At 51.8% G+C, this 14,496-nt stretch carries 17 protein-coding genes; 9 read left to right on the top strand and 8 right to left on the bottom strand.

From position 1 onward, the window contains the following. Window position 1: 1 nt before the first annotated feature. Window positions 2-901 carry a thiamine pyrophosphate-dependent enzyme gene (locus tag T502_RS00830; RefSeq protein WP_042705199.1) on the bottom strand — a complete coding sequence of 300 codons (900 nt, stop codon included), beginning with the start codon at window positions 899-901 and terminating at the stop codon, window positions 2-4. 271 nt (window positions 902-1,172) lie between these two features. Between T502_RS00830 and T502_RS09180 the strand changes: the two genes are divergently transcribed. Both T502_RS09180 and T502_RS00820 read left to right on the top strand, forming a co-directional pair. Then, window positions 1,173-1,832, top strand: a complete 660-nt coding sequence (locus T502_RS09180) for a J domain-containing protein (RefSeq protein WP_042705198.1) — start codon at window positions 1,173-1,175, stop codon at window positions 1,830-1,832. Between the two features lie 209 nt (window positions 1,833-2,041). Further along, the gene (locus T502_RS00820) at window positions 2,042-2,962 is read left to right on the top strand and encodes a hypothetical protein (RefSeq protein WP_052358945.1); all 921 of its coding nucleotides are present in this window, start codon (window positions 2,042-2,044) and stop codon (window positions 2,960-2,962) included. A 309-nt stretch (window positions 2,963-3,271) separates the two neighbouring features. Here T502_RS00820 and T502_RS00815 read toward each other — a convergent pair whose 3' ends face one another. The 3 genes from T502_RS00815 to T502_RS00805 all read right to left on the bottom strand — a co-directional run bounded on the left by T502_RS00815 (window position 3,272) and on the right by T502_RS00805 (window position 5,255). Continuing rightward, complete coding sequence (locus T502_RS00815; RefSeq protein ID WP_042705197.1) at window positions 3,272-3,493, bottom strand: hypothetical protein; 222 nt, start codon at window positions 3,491-3,493, stop codon at window positions 3,272-3,274. 231 nt (window positions 3,494-3,724) lie between these two features. After that, window positions 3,725-4,540: a tRNA pseudouridine(38-40) synthase TruA gene (gene truA, locus T502_RS00810; RefSeq protein WP_042705196.1), complete on the bottom strand. Its 816-nt coding sequence runs from the start codon at window positions 4,538-4,540 to the stop codon at window positions 3,725-3,727. A gap of 31 nt (window positions 4,541-4,571) precedes the next feature. Next, complete coding sequence (locus T502_RS00805) at window positions 4,572-5,255, bottom strand: CehA/McbA family metallohydrolase (protein ID WP_042705195.1); 684 nt, start codon at window positions 5,253-5,255, stop codon at window positions 4,572-4,574. A 44-nt stretch (window positions 5,256-5,299) separates the two neighbouring features. Here T502_RS00805 and T502_RS00800 point away from each other — a divergent pair, with 44 nt between their 5' ends. Continuing rightward, entirely contained in the window at window positions 5,300-6,760 is a 1,461-nt protein-coding gene (locus T502_RS00800; RefSeq protein ID WP_042705194.1) for a dihydropteroate synthase-like protein, read from the top strand. A gap of 88 nt (window positions 6,761-6,848) precedes the next feature. On the opposite strand, the gene T502_RS00795 is transcribed toward T502_RS00800, so the two are convergent. Further along, on the bottom strand, window positions 6,849-7,295 hold the full coding sequence (locus T502_RS00795; RefSeq protein WP_042705193.1) for a universal stress protein: 447 nt from the start codon (window positions 7,293-7,295) through the stop codon (window positions 6,849-6,851). A gap of 87 nt (window positions 7,296-7,382) precedes the next feature. On the opposite strand from T502_RS00795, the gene T502_RS00790 reads away from it, so the two are divergent. Together T502_RS00790 and T502_RS00785 are read left to right on the top strand one after the other, a co-directional pair. Continuing rightward, the gene (locus T502_RS00790) at window positions 7,383-7,796 is read left to right on the top strand and encodes a Mov34/MPN/PAD-1 family protein (RefSeq protein ID WP_342665729.1); all 414 of its coding nucleotides are present in this window, start codon (window positions 7,383-7,385) and stop codon (window positions 7,794-7,796) included. Next, window positions 7,796-8,332, top strand: coding sequence for an adenylyltransferase/cytidyltransferase family protein (locus T502_RS00785; protein ID WP_084172917.1), 537 nt, complete (start codon window positions 7,796-7,798; stop codon window positions 8,330-8,332). Before T502_RS00790 ends, T502_RS00785 begins: the two co-directional genes overlap by 1 nt. Before the next feature lie 64 nt (window positions 8,333-8,396). Here the strand turns inward: T502_RS00785 and T502_RS00780 are convergent, their stop codons facing one another. The 3 genes from T502_RS00780 to T502_RS00770 form a co-directional block, all read right to left on the bottom strand. Beyond that, window positions 8,397-9,113, bottom strand: coding sequence for a M48 family metallopeptidase (locus tag T502_RS00780; protein WP_042705191.1), 717 nt, complete (start codon window positions 9,111-9,113; stop codon window positions 8,397-8,399). A 140-nt stretch (window positions 9,114-9,253) separates the two neighbouring features. Continuing rightward, the gene (ribB, locus tag T502_RS00775) at window positions 9,254-9,949 is read right to left on the bottom strand and encodes a 3,4-dihydroxy-2-butanone-4-phosphate synthase (RefSeq protein WP_042705190.1); all 696 of its coding nucleotides are present in this window, start codon (window positions 9,947-9,949) and stop codon (window positions 9,254-9,256) included. A 159-nt stretch (window positions 9,950-10,108) separates the two neighbouring features. Continuing rightward, window positions 10,109-10,756 carry a DUF120 domain-containing protein gene (locus tag T502_RS00770; RefSeq protein ID WP_245597719.1) on the bottom strand — a complete coding sequence of 216 codons (648 nt, stop codon included), beginning with the start codon at window positions 10,754-10,756 and terminating at the stop codon, window positions 10,109-10,111. Window positions 10,757-11,012: 256 nt separating this feature from the next. On the opposite strand from T502_RS00770, the gene T502_RS00765 reads away from it, so the two are divergent. From T502_RS00765 to T502_RS00750, 4 genes are read left to right on the top strand one after another with little or no spacing between them, the layout of a single operon-like run. Then, entirely contained in the window at window positions 11,013-11,723 is a 711-nt protein-coding gene (locus tag T502_RS00765; protein WP_042705188.1) for a helix-turn-helix domain-containing protein, read from the top strand. Beyond that, window positions 11,717-12,766 (top strand): hydroxymethylglutaryl-CoA synthase, encoded by a 1,050-nt coding sequence (locus T502_RS00760; protein ID WP_042705187.1) that lies wholly within the window; start codon window positions 11,717-11,719, stop codon window positions 12,764-12,766. The genes T502_RS00765 and T502_RS00760 overlap by 7 nt, the downstream gene beginning before the upstream one ends. Beyond that, window positions 12,763-13,929, top strand: a complete 1,167-nt coding sequence (locus T502_RS00755; RefSeq protein ID WP_042705186.1) for a thiolase domain-containing protein — start codon at window positions 12,763-12,765, stop codon at window positions 13,927-13,929. Before T502_RS00760 ends, T502_RS00755 begins: the two co-directional genes overlap by 4 nt. A gap of 2 nt (window positions 13,930-13,931) precedes the next feature. Beyond that, window positions 13,932-14,324 (top strand): Zn-ribbon domain-containing OB-fold protein, encoded by a 393-nt coding sequence (locus tag T502_RS00750; protein WP_042705185.1) that lies wholly within the window; start codon window positions 13,932-13,934, stop codon window positions 14,322-14,324. Window positions 14,325-14,496 lie beyond the last annotated feature (172 nt).

Genomic DNA, 14,496 nt, shown 5'->3' with positions numbered 1-14,496 from the left:
GTTATGCTTCCTCCGCTTCGGCTGCCTGTGCCTCGGCTTCGTGCGCAAGGCGTGCCATCTTTCTCTTCGAGTTTTCCTTGAGCATTGCTATGTCTTCGGGTGTTGCCGTCCTGAACCTGCCCTGTGCTTTGAGGTAGTCCTCAATCGGCGTGCTCTTCTTCATCGCTGCCTTTGAAGCGCCGGTGATCGTCAGTTTTCCGTTCTCGCGCTCGTAGAGTAACCACATGCCCGATGTGACGGCGAGTTTTCCGAGCTCGATTGTCTTCTCGGAGGGGAATCTCCATCCCGGCGGGCAGGGTGAGAGCACGTGAATGAACTTCGGACCCGGAATCGAGAGCGCCTTTTTGACCTTGTTGTAGAGGTCGACGGGGTATGCACTGCATGCCGTTGCCATATATACGGGGTTGTGTGCCTCGACGATTGCATCGAGGTCTTTCTTGTATTCGTTTTTGCCCAGCGGCGTTGTCGTGGTCTTTGCGCCAATCGGCGTCGCACCCGAGCGCTGCATACCCGTATTGGAGTATGCCTCGTTGTCGTAGCAGATATATAAGAAGTCGGTGCCGCGTTCGAGAGCGCCGGAGAGCGCCTGAATGCCGATATCGACCGTGCCGCCGTCACCCGCGAAACAGATGACGTTTGTCTTTTTTCCGACCGCTCTGAAAGCTTCGCTCATTCCTGATGCGACGGCTGCCGCGGATGCAAACGCCACATTATATACAGGAACATTAACGGCGGTGTTGGGATATACTCCCTGTATGACACTTGTACAGCACGCGGGAATGACCAGAACCGTGTCTTTTCCCGCGGCTTTTGTGACATAGCGCAGTATCAGGGATGCACTGCACCCCGCACATGCGGATGTCGTTTTCAATATGAATTCCTCGTCAGGAATCTCAGCCATGTAATAACCTCCCTACTTAATTTATCATCATTTATAATGACAGTTTGCTTTATCTTTCTTTGATGTTTTTATGTCCCGTGAGATGATGCTGGGATAATGCGGGATGATAATTGACGGATATTGGACGGATATGATAAACAGGGCATGATAGCACCCATTGATTGCACAGTATTATAATAACGGCATGATAAGCAGAACTTATCACTGATTGCGCAGATATTCATTTACATATACGAATTTGCATATACGGATTTACATATACGGGTAAAACATGGCGCACGGTTCAGGCAGTATTATAGATTATTATGAGGTTCTGGGGCTGGAGGCGGATGCCTCGGACGAGGAGATAAAGAAGGCTTACCGCAGTCTCGCGAAGGCTTTTCATCCCGATACGTCGACGCATCCGAAGGCAAAAGAACGTTTTCTTGCGATCTCCGCGGCATACGACGTTCTCTCGGATCCCGATTCAAAACGGGATTACGACAGCAGGCTTAAGGCATCCCTCTACGGCGAGGATTTTGATGCTTCCGATGACGATACCGACGGCTCGTATGGCTTCGACGATGATGGGTCGGAGGATTCCGATGATTCGGAGGATTCGGAGGATTCGGAAGATTCCGACGAGGACGATTACTCGCGTATGGCGGACTATGAGTTCTACAGCGGCGAGGTTGAACGTTTCCTCATTGACGGCGTCGAAAGAAGATTCGAGAATGCCAGACACATTGTCATCGGCGATAAGGAATACATCATAGTCGACGGCGACACCATGCTGCATATCGGCGAGGTAACACGCATAAATCACGAGGGCAGGGAACGCTACAGGATAGGCGGTGTCGATTATACCGTGAACAATGCCGAGCACCTGTTTATGTCGGGGAACGAGTACGTGATTATCGAGGGCAGACCCTTCCGCATCAGGAGTATCTGAGCATTAATGCAGATTGATATAAGGATTGATCTGCAGATTGATACGCAGATTGATTGCAGATTTATATGCCGACTTCCTCCGGTGACTGCCTCCGATTGCCCGTAACTTTTTTTCAAATCTTCCGTAAATCCGTTCTCTTTTAAAAATCGTTATGCAAAGACATATCTTTTAAATATTTTGCAAATATACACTTAGACAGGTGAATCTAAATGGTAAAATTACCTGACAAAGCTTCCCTTACGGGATTTACGCAGAAAGTCGGTGAAGCTGTCAAACTGCCGTCCGATTCTCCGTCGGATTCCAAAGCGCCTGCGGCTTCTGCCGGCGTTTCCGATGACGAACGCGCAAAGATTGAGGCGGAAGCGATTAAGAAGTACGAAGCCGACCTCAAGGCAAAGGAAGATGCCGAGAAGGCAAAGAAGTATGCCGAGATAGAGGCAAGGGAGAAGGCGGAGCAGGAGCGTCTGCTTGCCGAAAAACAGCGTCAGGAAGCCCTCGCCATCGAGCAGCAGAGGAAGGATAAGGAGCGTCAGGAGTGGGAACGCGAAGAGGCAAGAAAGAAGGCGGAAGAGGATAAGAAGAGAGCCGAGATCGAGAAGGAGATCCTTGCCAAGCAGAAGCAGGAGGAGAAGGAGAGACTTGCCGCGGAGAAAGCCGCAAAGAAGGGTCAGTCCCACACTTTAAGGAATGTCGGTATTATTGTCGTCATCCTCATCGCAATTCTTGCGGGTGCCTACATCTCGCTTATCTCGGGTGTCGAGACGTTTGACGGATACGGTTATCCGCTCTCCTATCAGGCGAACTATGAGGTCTTTGTCCCCGACAACACGAACTGCCAGTTCCTCGGAATGCCGATTAACGCACTTTCAAGCGGCGGTTCGGTGACGCTCATGGTCAATAACGAGAGACAGACTCTTGCCATCGGACAACAGGGTGTTTTCCCCACGAAGCACATGACGGTGAAGGTCTTCGGCATTGAGATATTCAACACGGATTATCAGCTTACAGCCGAGTATGAGGGCGTTATCACGAACAAGGACGCTTTCAAGTTCAACCTGAAGACATCGAGTTCAATTCCGTCGCTGCTTATCAACCCGCTCTCAAAGAATGTGGAATACAGAACAATCTGATATTTCCATAATTTTTTTGAATATCTTTTTTATGCTGTTTTAACTGCATCGTAGACCGTTGCGGCAGTATTTGTCGAATTAATAATTATTGTTTCATTTAATGATCTGTTGCGACCGATGCCGCAAAAAAAGTGAAATTGGTTTGGATTTCGGGTTTGATTGCCGATTGTATTTTTGATTGGGTTATGATGTGATTTGGTTGGATTTATGATGTGATTTGGTTGGATTTATGATGTGATTTTGGTTGGAATTGTGATTGGATTTGTGATTGGATTTTGACGGACTCTGTGATGTGACGTTACGCGTTGATCACAGTTCTTCGAGGTGTTTTTTGACCTCGGCGGCGCCCGCTGTCTGAAAGATCTCTAGGATCTCTTCTTTCTCGGCGGGGGATAATGCCGAAGCCGCTTTGACGGCGTCGATGAACTGTGCTTTCCTGACGTTTATGACATCGTAGTCGCCTTCTTTGATTATCTTGTCTGCCATATCCCAGAGGCTTACGGCGACTTCTTTCTTTGATTGGGTTTTCATTTTTTCTCCTCCCGTGTATGTGTTCGGATTCTTTGCATCGACTTATGTTTAAGCCGTTTTGGTATGACTCCCTGCCCCCTGCCGCACCCGCCGGATAAATCCCGTGACGGCTGTGACGGGTGGCGGCTGTCACAGAGAGTCCGTACTTCTAATATGACTGAATCAAATTATATATAGTGTCCTCATGCGGCAAAAAAGCAAAATATAATATTCGGAAAATAATGCCTCATGTCATTTATTCCAGATTTCCGCTGTCTTTTTGAGCCGGGAATATCGGCGTATGAGACTGCCTGCGAGCAAAGTGCTTTTTTTGTTCTCCGGCATCGGGGTAAATTCAATGCCGCATTCCGTATCCCAGAGTATGAGTCCTTCGGGTTGTGCGGCGGGAAAACGCCTGCCGAATTTTTCCGGGTCTTCGAGTGCGAGTTTTACGTCGGCGACGCTTAAATCTCCGCGCCCTGCGGCATCGAGCGCAAAGGCTATGCATCTGACCTGGTTCCAGACGAAAGAATAACCGCGAATTTCATAGACGAGGAATCCGCCGTCGGCGTCCGCGGATATCTCCGAGGAGATGACCTCACGGACGGGGCTTCGCTCGGAACTCCGCGAGAATGCCGTGAAATCGTGTTCCCCCGCGAAAAGTGCGGCGCAATCCCGCATGGCTTTGAGGTCGTATTCGCCTTCGGCGATAATCGGGAAGTAATATCTGTAAGTTCGCGTTTTTACGGCATATCGCGGGTTGAAATCCGCGTCCACCTCCGCATAGCCCGTAAAGGTAATGTCGGCGGGCAGTTTCTGGTTTATCTTTGAGATCGCACGTTCGGGAAAGTCGGTGTCAAACGCGGCAATCTGGTGTCTTGCGCTGACGCCGCGGTCGGTGCGTCCCGAGAACCTGAAATGTGCGCAGGCATCGTCCGCGGCGTCGGATATGAGATTAAGACCGCGGATTGCGTCGAGTATCTCGCCGCAGACCGTTCTCTCGCCGGGCTGCTGCTGTGATCCCGCGAAATCCGTGCCGATATATGATACCCTGAAAGCAAGCCGCATTTTGCCGTTTTTGTTCCTTTGCCCTTTGCCGTCAGTCCCTTCTGTGAACCCTGCGCATGATCTTCCGCTTGGTATTCTTGAGCGACTGGCGTGCATATGCACGTATGGGTGTCATCTTGCCCGTCGGCGTCGTCTTTCCCTCGCGGATTGCGTTCAGAATCGAGTTCAGGTTCTTCTCCGCGTCAATGAGCGTAACGCCGTAGCCGACATATCTGTAGTTGTGGGCGTCGCTGCCGGCGACACAGGGCTTGCCGAAGAAGTCCGCTTTTCTGCCCGCTTTTTTGTTTGCCGAGCCGACAATGTAGCGGCTGTTGAAGGATTCAACCGCATCCACGGCTTCGAAGGCGTTTCTGAGGCGGATGGCGACGCCGTGCCTGAACTGGTGATACGGGTGCGGAAGGATGAGCAGCCCGCCCATCTCGCGTCCGCGTTTTGCGGTCTCAAAGAAGTCCTCTTTCGGCGGCAGGGCCTGCGTTACGCCCATTACCAGAAGGTGCCCCTGCTTTGTGGAGACCTCAATGCCGGGTATCACAACGATATCGAGATTATTGGACTTCACGTATTCAACGGCGTATGCCGCGCCCTCTACGGTGTCGTGGTCGACGATTGCCACGGCATCAAGCCCTATTTTTATTGCTCTGTCTATTATGTCCTCTACTCTGCTCTCGCCGTCGCTTGAGTAGTTGGTGTGGACATGAAGGTCGCACTTCAACATCGAATCAGTAGTATTTTTCTTCTATCGGATATTAATTCAAGCATATGAGAATACTTCTCGCGACGGGAACACTTGCCTATCCAATCGTGCGCGAATCGTCAAAGGGCTTTGATACGGTCATCGGGGTGTCGGGGAAGATAGCCGCGTTTATCACGCCGGAGGCGCTGAAAAAGCTTATCGAGGCGAATCCGTGCGATATGGTTCTGGTCTCGGGGATGTGCACGGCGGATTTTTCGGGCGCGGAAAAGGAGTGCGGGGTGCCGATTTTCATGGGACCGCGCCATGCCGCGGATCTCGGAATGGTCCTCTCAAAGCTGGAGTCGGGCAGTGTCACGCTCTCCAAGACGGTGCCCGCCGACGAGCTCTTCGAGGAATCAAAGAAGGCGGATGCGCTCTCAAAGCTGAAATCCCTTGAGGAGAATGCCGATTTCGATTTCGAGATAAGGGGGGTGAAGTTCGGCGGCGGCTCGCGAATGAAGGTTCTGGCGGAGATCATGGATGCGCATAAACCCGCGGCGTCCGTTCTCATCGCGAAGGCGAAGCGCTTTATCGAGAGCGGCGCGGATATCGTCGATCTGGGTTTCGGTTTCGACGCCGCGCCGGAGGATGTCGTGCGCACCTTCGAGAGCCTTGAGTCCATTCGCGGCAGCCACCCGCGCACGCTCTTTTCGGTCGATACCCAAAACCCCGCGCTGATTAAGGCGGCGCTGCCGTATGCCGATATCGTGCTCTCGCTTCACGACGGCAACATGGGGGAGACCGCGGGTGCCGTTGCCGCCCGCGACCTTGCCGCCGTCATAGTGCCGCATGACAGGCCGCTTAGCGAGAACATAGCCGCGGCAAGACATGCGGGAATACGAAAGATTATCGCCGATACTCTCATTCAGCCCGTTGGAAGCGGTCTTACGGAGTCCGCGGCGGAGTGCCTTCATGCCCGCGAGGGCGGTATTGACTGCCCGCTCTTCTTCGGCGCCGGCAACGTGACCGAGCTTATAGACGTCGATTCGGTGGGCGTCAACGCACTTCTTGCGGGGATTGCAAAGGAGGCGGGGGCTTCGGTCATCTTCACGAGCGAGCATTCGGACAAGACTTTCGGCAGCGTCGCCGAGATGAGGCGTGCCGTCGATATGATGACCCTCATGACCGACCGCCCCTATCCGAAGGATCTGGGACTCGGTCTCTTTAAGATAAAGGAGAAACGCCGCAGGATAACGCCGCCACCGGAGTATGAGCGCAGCGTCATCGTCCCCGAAGGCGACCCCGACGGCGACCTGACTTATGACCCGCGAGGGAATGTCCGCATCTGCATCGAGGACGGTCTGATTGTCGCGGTTCACAAAGGCTGTGCCTTCAAGGGCAAAAACTGGTATGATATCTTTGAGGCTCTGCTGAAGGATGACCGCGTTTCTCTCATGAGTCACGCGGCATATCTGGGCAAGGAACTCTATAAGGCGGAGCTTGCGCTTCGTTACAACAGGAGTTTCGATCAGGACGGAGAGTTCTGAGTCGGCAATCCCCCGCCCGACTCTTTTCGTAATTCTTTCCGAACTGTTATAGGGCTGTTTTAGGGCAGTTTTAGGACTGTTTTGGACTTTATTTGACGACAAGGACTGAGATTTTGCTTCCTGTCACGACCGCGGAGCTGACACTGCCGAGAAGGATTCTCTTGGGGAGATTCTTGCCTTTCGAGCCCGCGATTATGAGGTCTGCGTCAATTTTTTCGGCATAGTCGATGATCTCGTCTCTCGGGTCGCCGTATTCCACGGCAAACTCAGACTCGCAGGAGTATTCTTTGGAAATCTCCGCCCCTTTGTCGAGGATCCCGTTAATCTCTTTCTGTTTCATTGCACTTACCCTGTTTATCGAGGGATCTGCCGCGTCAACGTCGTCGCCGACGAATGAGGAACTGTAAAGCCCGGGACTTGCGGCGTGCAGCCCGTAGACCTTTGCGCCGGTAAGGGATGCAAGTTCGAGACCTTTTCGGAGTGCTTTGTAGGACTGTTCGGAACCGTCCATTGCAACAACTATTCTGGAATACATAATCTGTTATATCGCTACCCGGCGGCATTAATATTATCGAACGGTTATCGAACGGCATTGCGAATCGTGCGTGTTCAATGTCGGATTGTGAAAGAATTATCTGTAAAGGATGTAAACATATATCATCACATGCCCGAGATGAAGATTAGACGCGAACTTCTTGAGATGCTCTTTGCGCTGGGAAAGGCAGAGCATCCGAATGAGTTTCTGGCGATTTTAAAGGCGAAGGACGGTATTATCGAGGAGCTTGAGCTGGCGCCCGGGACGTATTCGAACGAGAACAGTGCCAGTTTCAGCATTGACATGATGCCGCTTTCGACGGACACGGCGGGCAGTGCCCACTCGCATCCCTGCGGTCTTGTCCGTCCGTCCGATGCCGACCTGAAGATGTTTCCCAAGATCGGACGTTACCACATTATCATAGGCACGCCATACAATGAAAATACGTGGCGGGCATTTCGTGCCAACGGCGAGCCCTACGAGATGGAGGTCGTCGACTGATGGGGTGCTGCGGGGCGAATGCGGGGGAGAAAGATCCTGAAAATCAAGGAAAAGTCTCAAAACCAGGAAAGCCCGTGAAGGTGGTCGCGACCGGCACCTTCGATATTCTGCATCAGGGCCATATCTATTATCTGACGGAATCGAAGAAGCTGGGCGACGAGCTCCACGTGATTGTGGCGCGGGATGCCAACGTTAAGCACAAGCCCAAGCCGGTCGTGCCCGAGCATCAGCGTGTGTTCATGGTCGGCGCTCTGAAGACGGTCGATTATGCGCATCTCGGCAATGTCGGCGATATGTTCAGACTTATCGAGGAGATTGACCCCGATATCATCACAATCGGCTTCAACCAGTATTTCGATATCGAAAAGCTGAAGGTCGATCTGAAAAAGCGCGGACTTCGTGCGGACGTGGTTAAGATAGGCGCTTTCGAGGGCGACGGCTTCTCGAGTTCGCGCGAAATCATGAACAATATCCTGAAGGAGAGATGCCCGGGTTTCATGAAACAGGACGGCGGCGATCCCGCTCAAAAGGCGTAAATACGAGAAAACAGGTTAATATTGGTTTTATTTTTTTATTTTTTTATTGATTTTTTTTGATTTTTTATTCAATCAGCGCTTTCCAGTAGACGTTTGTGTTGCAGAATATCCAGTATTCCTTCAGATGCTTCCTGCATATCATGTAATTGCTGCAATGTTTCGCGACAATCGCCCAGAAACGCGGGGAATGGTTCTTTTCTCTGATATGCGCAAGTTCGTGGACGATTATGTAGTCGAAGAACTTCAGCGGTAGCGCTGCCATGCGGATATTGAAGTTGAAGTTGTTGACATGCGAGCAGCTTGCCCACCGCGATCTCTGCTTTCTTATTGTTATGTTTCCGACATGGTCCGATACGCCCATGGCGGAGGAGATCATGCAGATGCGCTGCTCTATCCTCTCTTCAAGTGCTTTTTTTACGAATTTGCCGAAATCCGCCACGGATGCGTAGTGTATTGTCATGGTTTCGGTGTCTATATAGCAGCCTTTTTTCAGGTCGGCGTCAAGCTGCATGGCGAATTCTTTCCCGAAGAGCAGCATACGGTCGGATCTGGATTCGCAGCGTTCCCGCAGGCTGCGGTTGTTCTCGATTTTGTCGAGCATCCAGTCGCGCTTTTTTTCGAGCAGGTCGAGGGGGTCACAGCCTTTGGGTATGGTCAGCCTGACCGTACAGTCGGAGTGTACCGAAATACGCAGGTTTTTGACGTTTTTTCGGACGATTTTGACGGGGATGCCCTCATAGACCATCTCTTCCGTTGCGCTGTCGTCACGGGATCTCGGCATACTGATTATTATGCCGCGATTGATGATAAAACCGATTAGGGTCGCGGCAAAAAATACGGCGGAACCGATGGAAAAAATGTGGGGAAATGCGGTAATAAGGCGGAACGAAGGTGAAAATACGGGTGAAATCGGGTCGCTTTTCAGTAGACCTTATGTGCTTCCCAGTATTCGACGACTTCTTTGCCGCCTACGAAGACAAAGCCGTTCTTCTTTGCGTAGGCTTCCGCGTCGGCTTTCGTCAGTGCCTTGCCCGTGTTGTCGTCGAGCATCTCGCAGATGGTGACGCACGGGGTAAAGCCGCCGAGCTGCGCAAGTGCAATCGAGAGTTCGGTCTGTCCGCGCCTCTTGTCGAGGAGTTTGTCGTTTGCGCGAAGGGTTGCCATGTGCCCCGGCGTCCTGAACTCGCTCCTGAACTCCAGCGGCGTTCCCGCCATTGCCTGTTTTACGTGCTCGGCAAGGCGGTTTGCGGTGAGGGCGCGGTCGTTGTCGGGGATACCCGTATAGGTGTCGCAGTGGTTGACCCAGAGCGAGAATGAGGAATGGTTCTCCTTATCGTAGGGAATGTCGCCTTCGCGCTCGGCAATCTTTGTCATCCTGAGGGCGTCGCTTGCAAACGGCAGTCCCATGAGTTCGGCAGCTTTCGAGTGAATCGAGGTGCAGATAAGCCCGCCGCCGTCTTTTCGCATCCGCAGTATGTCGCGGGGATTTACCGCATCCGAGCGGATTGCAAAGTCGGTCTCGCCTTCGCGGTCGGCGAAATCGTAGAGCAGGATGAACCTGCCGTTCTTCAGCTCTTCAATTGCCTTTTCAACAAGTTTTGATGTTTCGGGATCCATATCTTATTCTTCCTGTCTGTTGTCAGTATCGGGTATCGGGATTAATTGCCTGAATTTGGGTTGAATTTGGGTTGAGTTTCTGTTGAGTTTCTGTTGAGTTTCTGTTGAATTTCGGTAAATATTCGGTTGAATTTCGATAAATTTTCGGTTAAATCTCTGTTATTTTATGCAAATCTCGACGGTCACGACACTGCCGTCGGTGAGTTTGAGTTTGTCGCGCAGATGCACCTGCGAGATTATCTCAAGGATATCCTCGGGGTAATGCGAGCGCCCCGGCACTATGATTGCGCATTTGTAGCCGCCGATTCTGCACGGAATGCACTTTGCGCTTCCGAACGTCCTGTCGTCTGCGGTAAACCCGTCGATATCGGTCCATCCGTGAAGTTCCGCCTTCTTTCTGGTCTCGATGGCGGCGGGGAATATCTTGATATTGAGCGTTCCCGGGAAGGGGTCGATTCCGAGTTTCTCCTTAAACTGCGAGGAGTATCCCGGGATATTGACGTAGTATCTTCCTTCCCCGAGACCGCTTATGATTTCACCGTCGATTCTGAGAATACCCGCATTATCCTCAAATATCTTTTTGTAATCGGAGTATTCTTTCTTCAGTGTGTCCTCGCCGCTTGAGGTTATCGAGACATACTGACCGTCGGGTCTTACGGATCGCACTATCAGATTCTCCTTTTCGAGAGCGTTTAGGCGTCGGGAGACGGTCATTGCGCTCATATTCAGGGAATCGCCGAGTTTCTGCGAGGATATGGCGACCTGACCGTTAAATCCGCCCATAAGCCCGATCTTTTTAAGGAACATCAGATCTTCTGCACTGATCATACGTAACAACTTACTTGATAGGCATAACATATAAGTTCTTTGATCCTGCTATGCGGCAACGGCGATGCATATTTTGTCGTCATCTCACGGGATTATGATTATCGATATACGGGGGTATTTTGGTGTAACCGGTTCTCCCGAGGCGTTTTTGCGGCACGGCGGGACGGGGTTGTTTCGTGAAATGACGAATTACTGTTCGTTATCTATATAACATATAAGGACACCATAATATTGTATGAATTCCGCACTGCGTACCCGTCTTGCCGAAAAGATGGCGGGAGAGATTACGCTCTCAGATTCCCCGGGTGATGCGCTTCGCAAATGGCGAATCAACTTCAACATCACTCCCGGAGTTCTGGCAGAGAAGCTCGGATTCTCGCCCTCGGTCATCTCCGATTATGAAGGAGGTCGAAGGAAAAGTCCGGGTACCGCGGTTGTCGGAAAGATTGTTGAAACCATTTTATCCATTGACGAGGAGAACGGCGGACGTTACATGAATAAATACGCCAATATCCTCTACAGTAACTTTGACGACGAAGTAATCTACGACATGCACGATTACGACACCCCGCTGGCGCTGAAGAAATTCTGCGATAAGCTGGGCTGTAAGCTCGTAAATGGGTCAATGGACTGTCAGATCTACGGTTATACCGTAGTCAACAGTTTAAACGCGATTGTCTCGTTGTCAGCCGCGGAATTTAACAAAATCTACGGCTGGAGTACAGAACGGGCACTGATCTTTACCAATGTATCGACAGGAAAATCGCCTATGATAGCAATTCGCGTGACTCCTTTCAAGCCGAGGTGTGTCATTCTTCAGGGAATTTCACCCGAAAAACTGCATCCGATGGTTGCGGAACTCGCTTCCCGCGACAGGATTGCTCTTTTGACGACCGAGATGGAAGTCGGCGACATTGTAAAAACACTAAGGGAATTATCATGGTAGGAATTATTACATACGGCGCCTACATCCCGCAATTCCGTATAAAAGCGGATGAGATTGCGAAAGTGTGGGGTGCAAACGGCACCGAGATATCCAACGGACTCGGAGTATTTGAAAAATCCGTTCCGGATATGGATGAAGATTCACTGACTATTGCAGTGAATGCGGCAAGAAATGCATTGGCAAGACGCGATGTCAACCCCGCCGATATCGGCGCAATCTACGTGGGCAGCGAGTCGCACCCGTATGCGGTCAAACCGACCTCGGTTACGGTCGGAGAGGCTATCGGTGCGACGCCGGTCATGACGGCAGCCGATTACGAATTTGCATGCAAGGCGGGAACCGCAGGCATTCAGACCTGTATGGGTCTTGTCAAGAGCGGCATGATAAAATACGGAGTTGCCATCGGTTCGGATGTTGCACAGGGTGCACCGAGCGATGCTCTGGAGTATACGGCGGCGGCAGGCGGTGCGGCGTTCGTTATCGGAAACGACGACCCGATTGCCGAGATTAACGATACATGTTCATATTCGACCGATACTCCCGACTTCTGGAGACGCGAGGGTCAGGCATATCCGAGACACGGCGGAAGGTTCTCGGGAGAGCCGGCATACTTCAAGCATGTTCAGGGCGCGGCTCACCTCATGATGGACAGGATGGGAACAAAGCCGGCGGATTACGACTACGCAATCTTCCACCAGCCCAATGCGAAGTTCCCGAGGAATGTCGCGGCAATGCTCGGATTCAAGCCCGAGCAGATTAAGCAGGGTCTCTGTGCGCCGCGTCTCGGAAACACCTACTCGGGTGCGGTCCCCGTCGGTCTTTCGTCGGTTCTCGATGTCGCAAAACCGGGAGACAGAATATTTGTCACGTCATACGGTTCCGGCTCGGGTTCGGATGCATTCGATATCACGGTTACGGACGCTATCCTCACCAAGATTGACAGGAAAGCGGCACCTTCGGTTGAGACAATGCTCAATGACAAGATTTACCTCGACTACGCACAGTATGCAAAACACAAGGGTAAGATAGTGATGCAAAAATGAGAGATGTAGCAGTAGTAGGCGTCGGTCTCACCAAGTTCGGTGAGCGCTGGGGCGATTCATTCAGAGAAATGTGCGTCGAAGCCGGCGTTAAGGCAATCGACGATGCAGGTATGGACGGCGACGATATTCAGGAGATGTTCGTCGGCAACATGAGCGGAGGACGTTTCGTCCTTCAGGAGCATATCGGAGCGCTCATCGCGGATTATTCGGGTCTTGCGACAAACCACATTCCGGCGACGAGGACGGAGGCGGCATGTGCTTCGGGCGGTCTGGCATTCCGTCAGGCGGTCAACTGTATCGCCTCCGGCGCTCAGGATATCGTTATCGCGGCGGGTGTCGAGAAGATGACGGATGTCTCGGGCGGAGAGACTACGGATGCCCTTGCGGGCGCCGCCGACCGCGAGTGGGAAGGAATGTACGGCGTTACTTTCCCGTCGCTTTATGCTATGATGGCACGCGACTACATGAACAGGTACGGCATGACCCGCGAGGAGCTTGCTCAGGTTGCGGTCAAGAACCACTACAACGGCGCCAGAAACCCGATTGCACAGTACCAGAAGGAGATTACGATTGATACGGTTCTCAACTCGACTCTTGTTGCCGATCCGCTGCGTCTTATGGACTGTTCGCCGGTTACGGACGGCGCTGCGGCGGTTATCCTCTGTTCGCTCGACCGTGCAAAGGAGTTTACCGACTGCCCCGTGAAGGTTCTGGCATCGACGCAGGCATCCGATACAATCTCGCTTCACGACAGGCGCGATATCAGCACACTCGATGCGACGGTCGCGGCGGCAAACCGTGCCTTCGATATCGCAAAGATTGAGCGCAAGGATGTCGATCTCGTCGAGGTTCACGACTGCTTTACGATTGCTGAGATCTGTGCCATCGAGGATATGGGCTTCTGCAAGAAAGGCGAGGCAGGCAAGCTCACCGCCGAAGGATACACTGCTCTTGACGGCAAGCTGCCGGTTAACACGAGCGGCGGTCTGAAGGCATGCGGTCACCCCGTAGGTGCTACGGGTATCAAGCAGGTCTGCGAGGTTGTTACCCAGCTTCGCGGCGAGGCGGGCAAGAGGCAGGTTGACGGCGCCGAGATTGGTATGACGCACAATGTGGGCGGCACCGGCGCTACGGTCGTTACCAGTATTTTCAGGAGGGTTTAAAGATGTCGGTTCCACGATTCTGGAGAAAACAGACTAACAGGTATAATCTGATAGGTACGAAATGCGAGACATGCGGCACTTATTATTTCCCGCCGAGGTCGCTGTGCCCCAAGTGCAGACGCGAGGGTAAGATTGTCGACTATAAGTTCAAGGGCACGGGCAAGATTGTTACGTTCTCGGTCGTAAGGACCGCGAGCGACAAGTTCGATCTTCAGACGCCTTTCGTTGTCGCAATCATCGAGCTTGACGAGGGTACGCGCCTGACGGCGCCGGTTATCTGCTCGGATATAAACGAGGTTTATATCGGCATGAGGGTCAAGTCGACCTTCAGAAAGATCTCCGCGGACGGCGACAGCGGTATCATTGTCTACGGAACGAAGTTCATCCGCGAATAGGTAAATTTACGGGAAAATCACTGAAATATACCGAACAGAAAATATACGGAATATCACGATAAGATACAATAAACAAATAAAATAGAAAATCAACAGGTCATAGAATAAATCAAACCGAAATTAAAAACCCAAATAAAAAACCAAAACCTAATTTTTGCTTTATTCCTTTTTT

The sequence above is a fragment of the Methanomicrobium mobile BP genome, from assembly GCF_000711215.1.
GTDB classification, from domain to species: Archaea; Halobacteriota; Methanomicrobia; order Methanomicrobiales; family Methanomicrobiaceae; genus Methanomicrobium; species Methanomicrobium mobile.
This window is presented reverse-complemented; position numbering and strand designations above follow the sequence as displayed.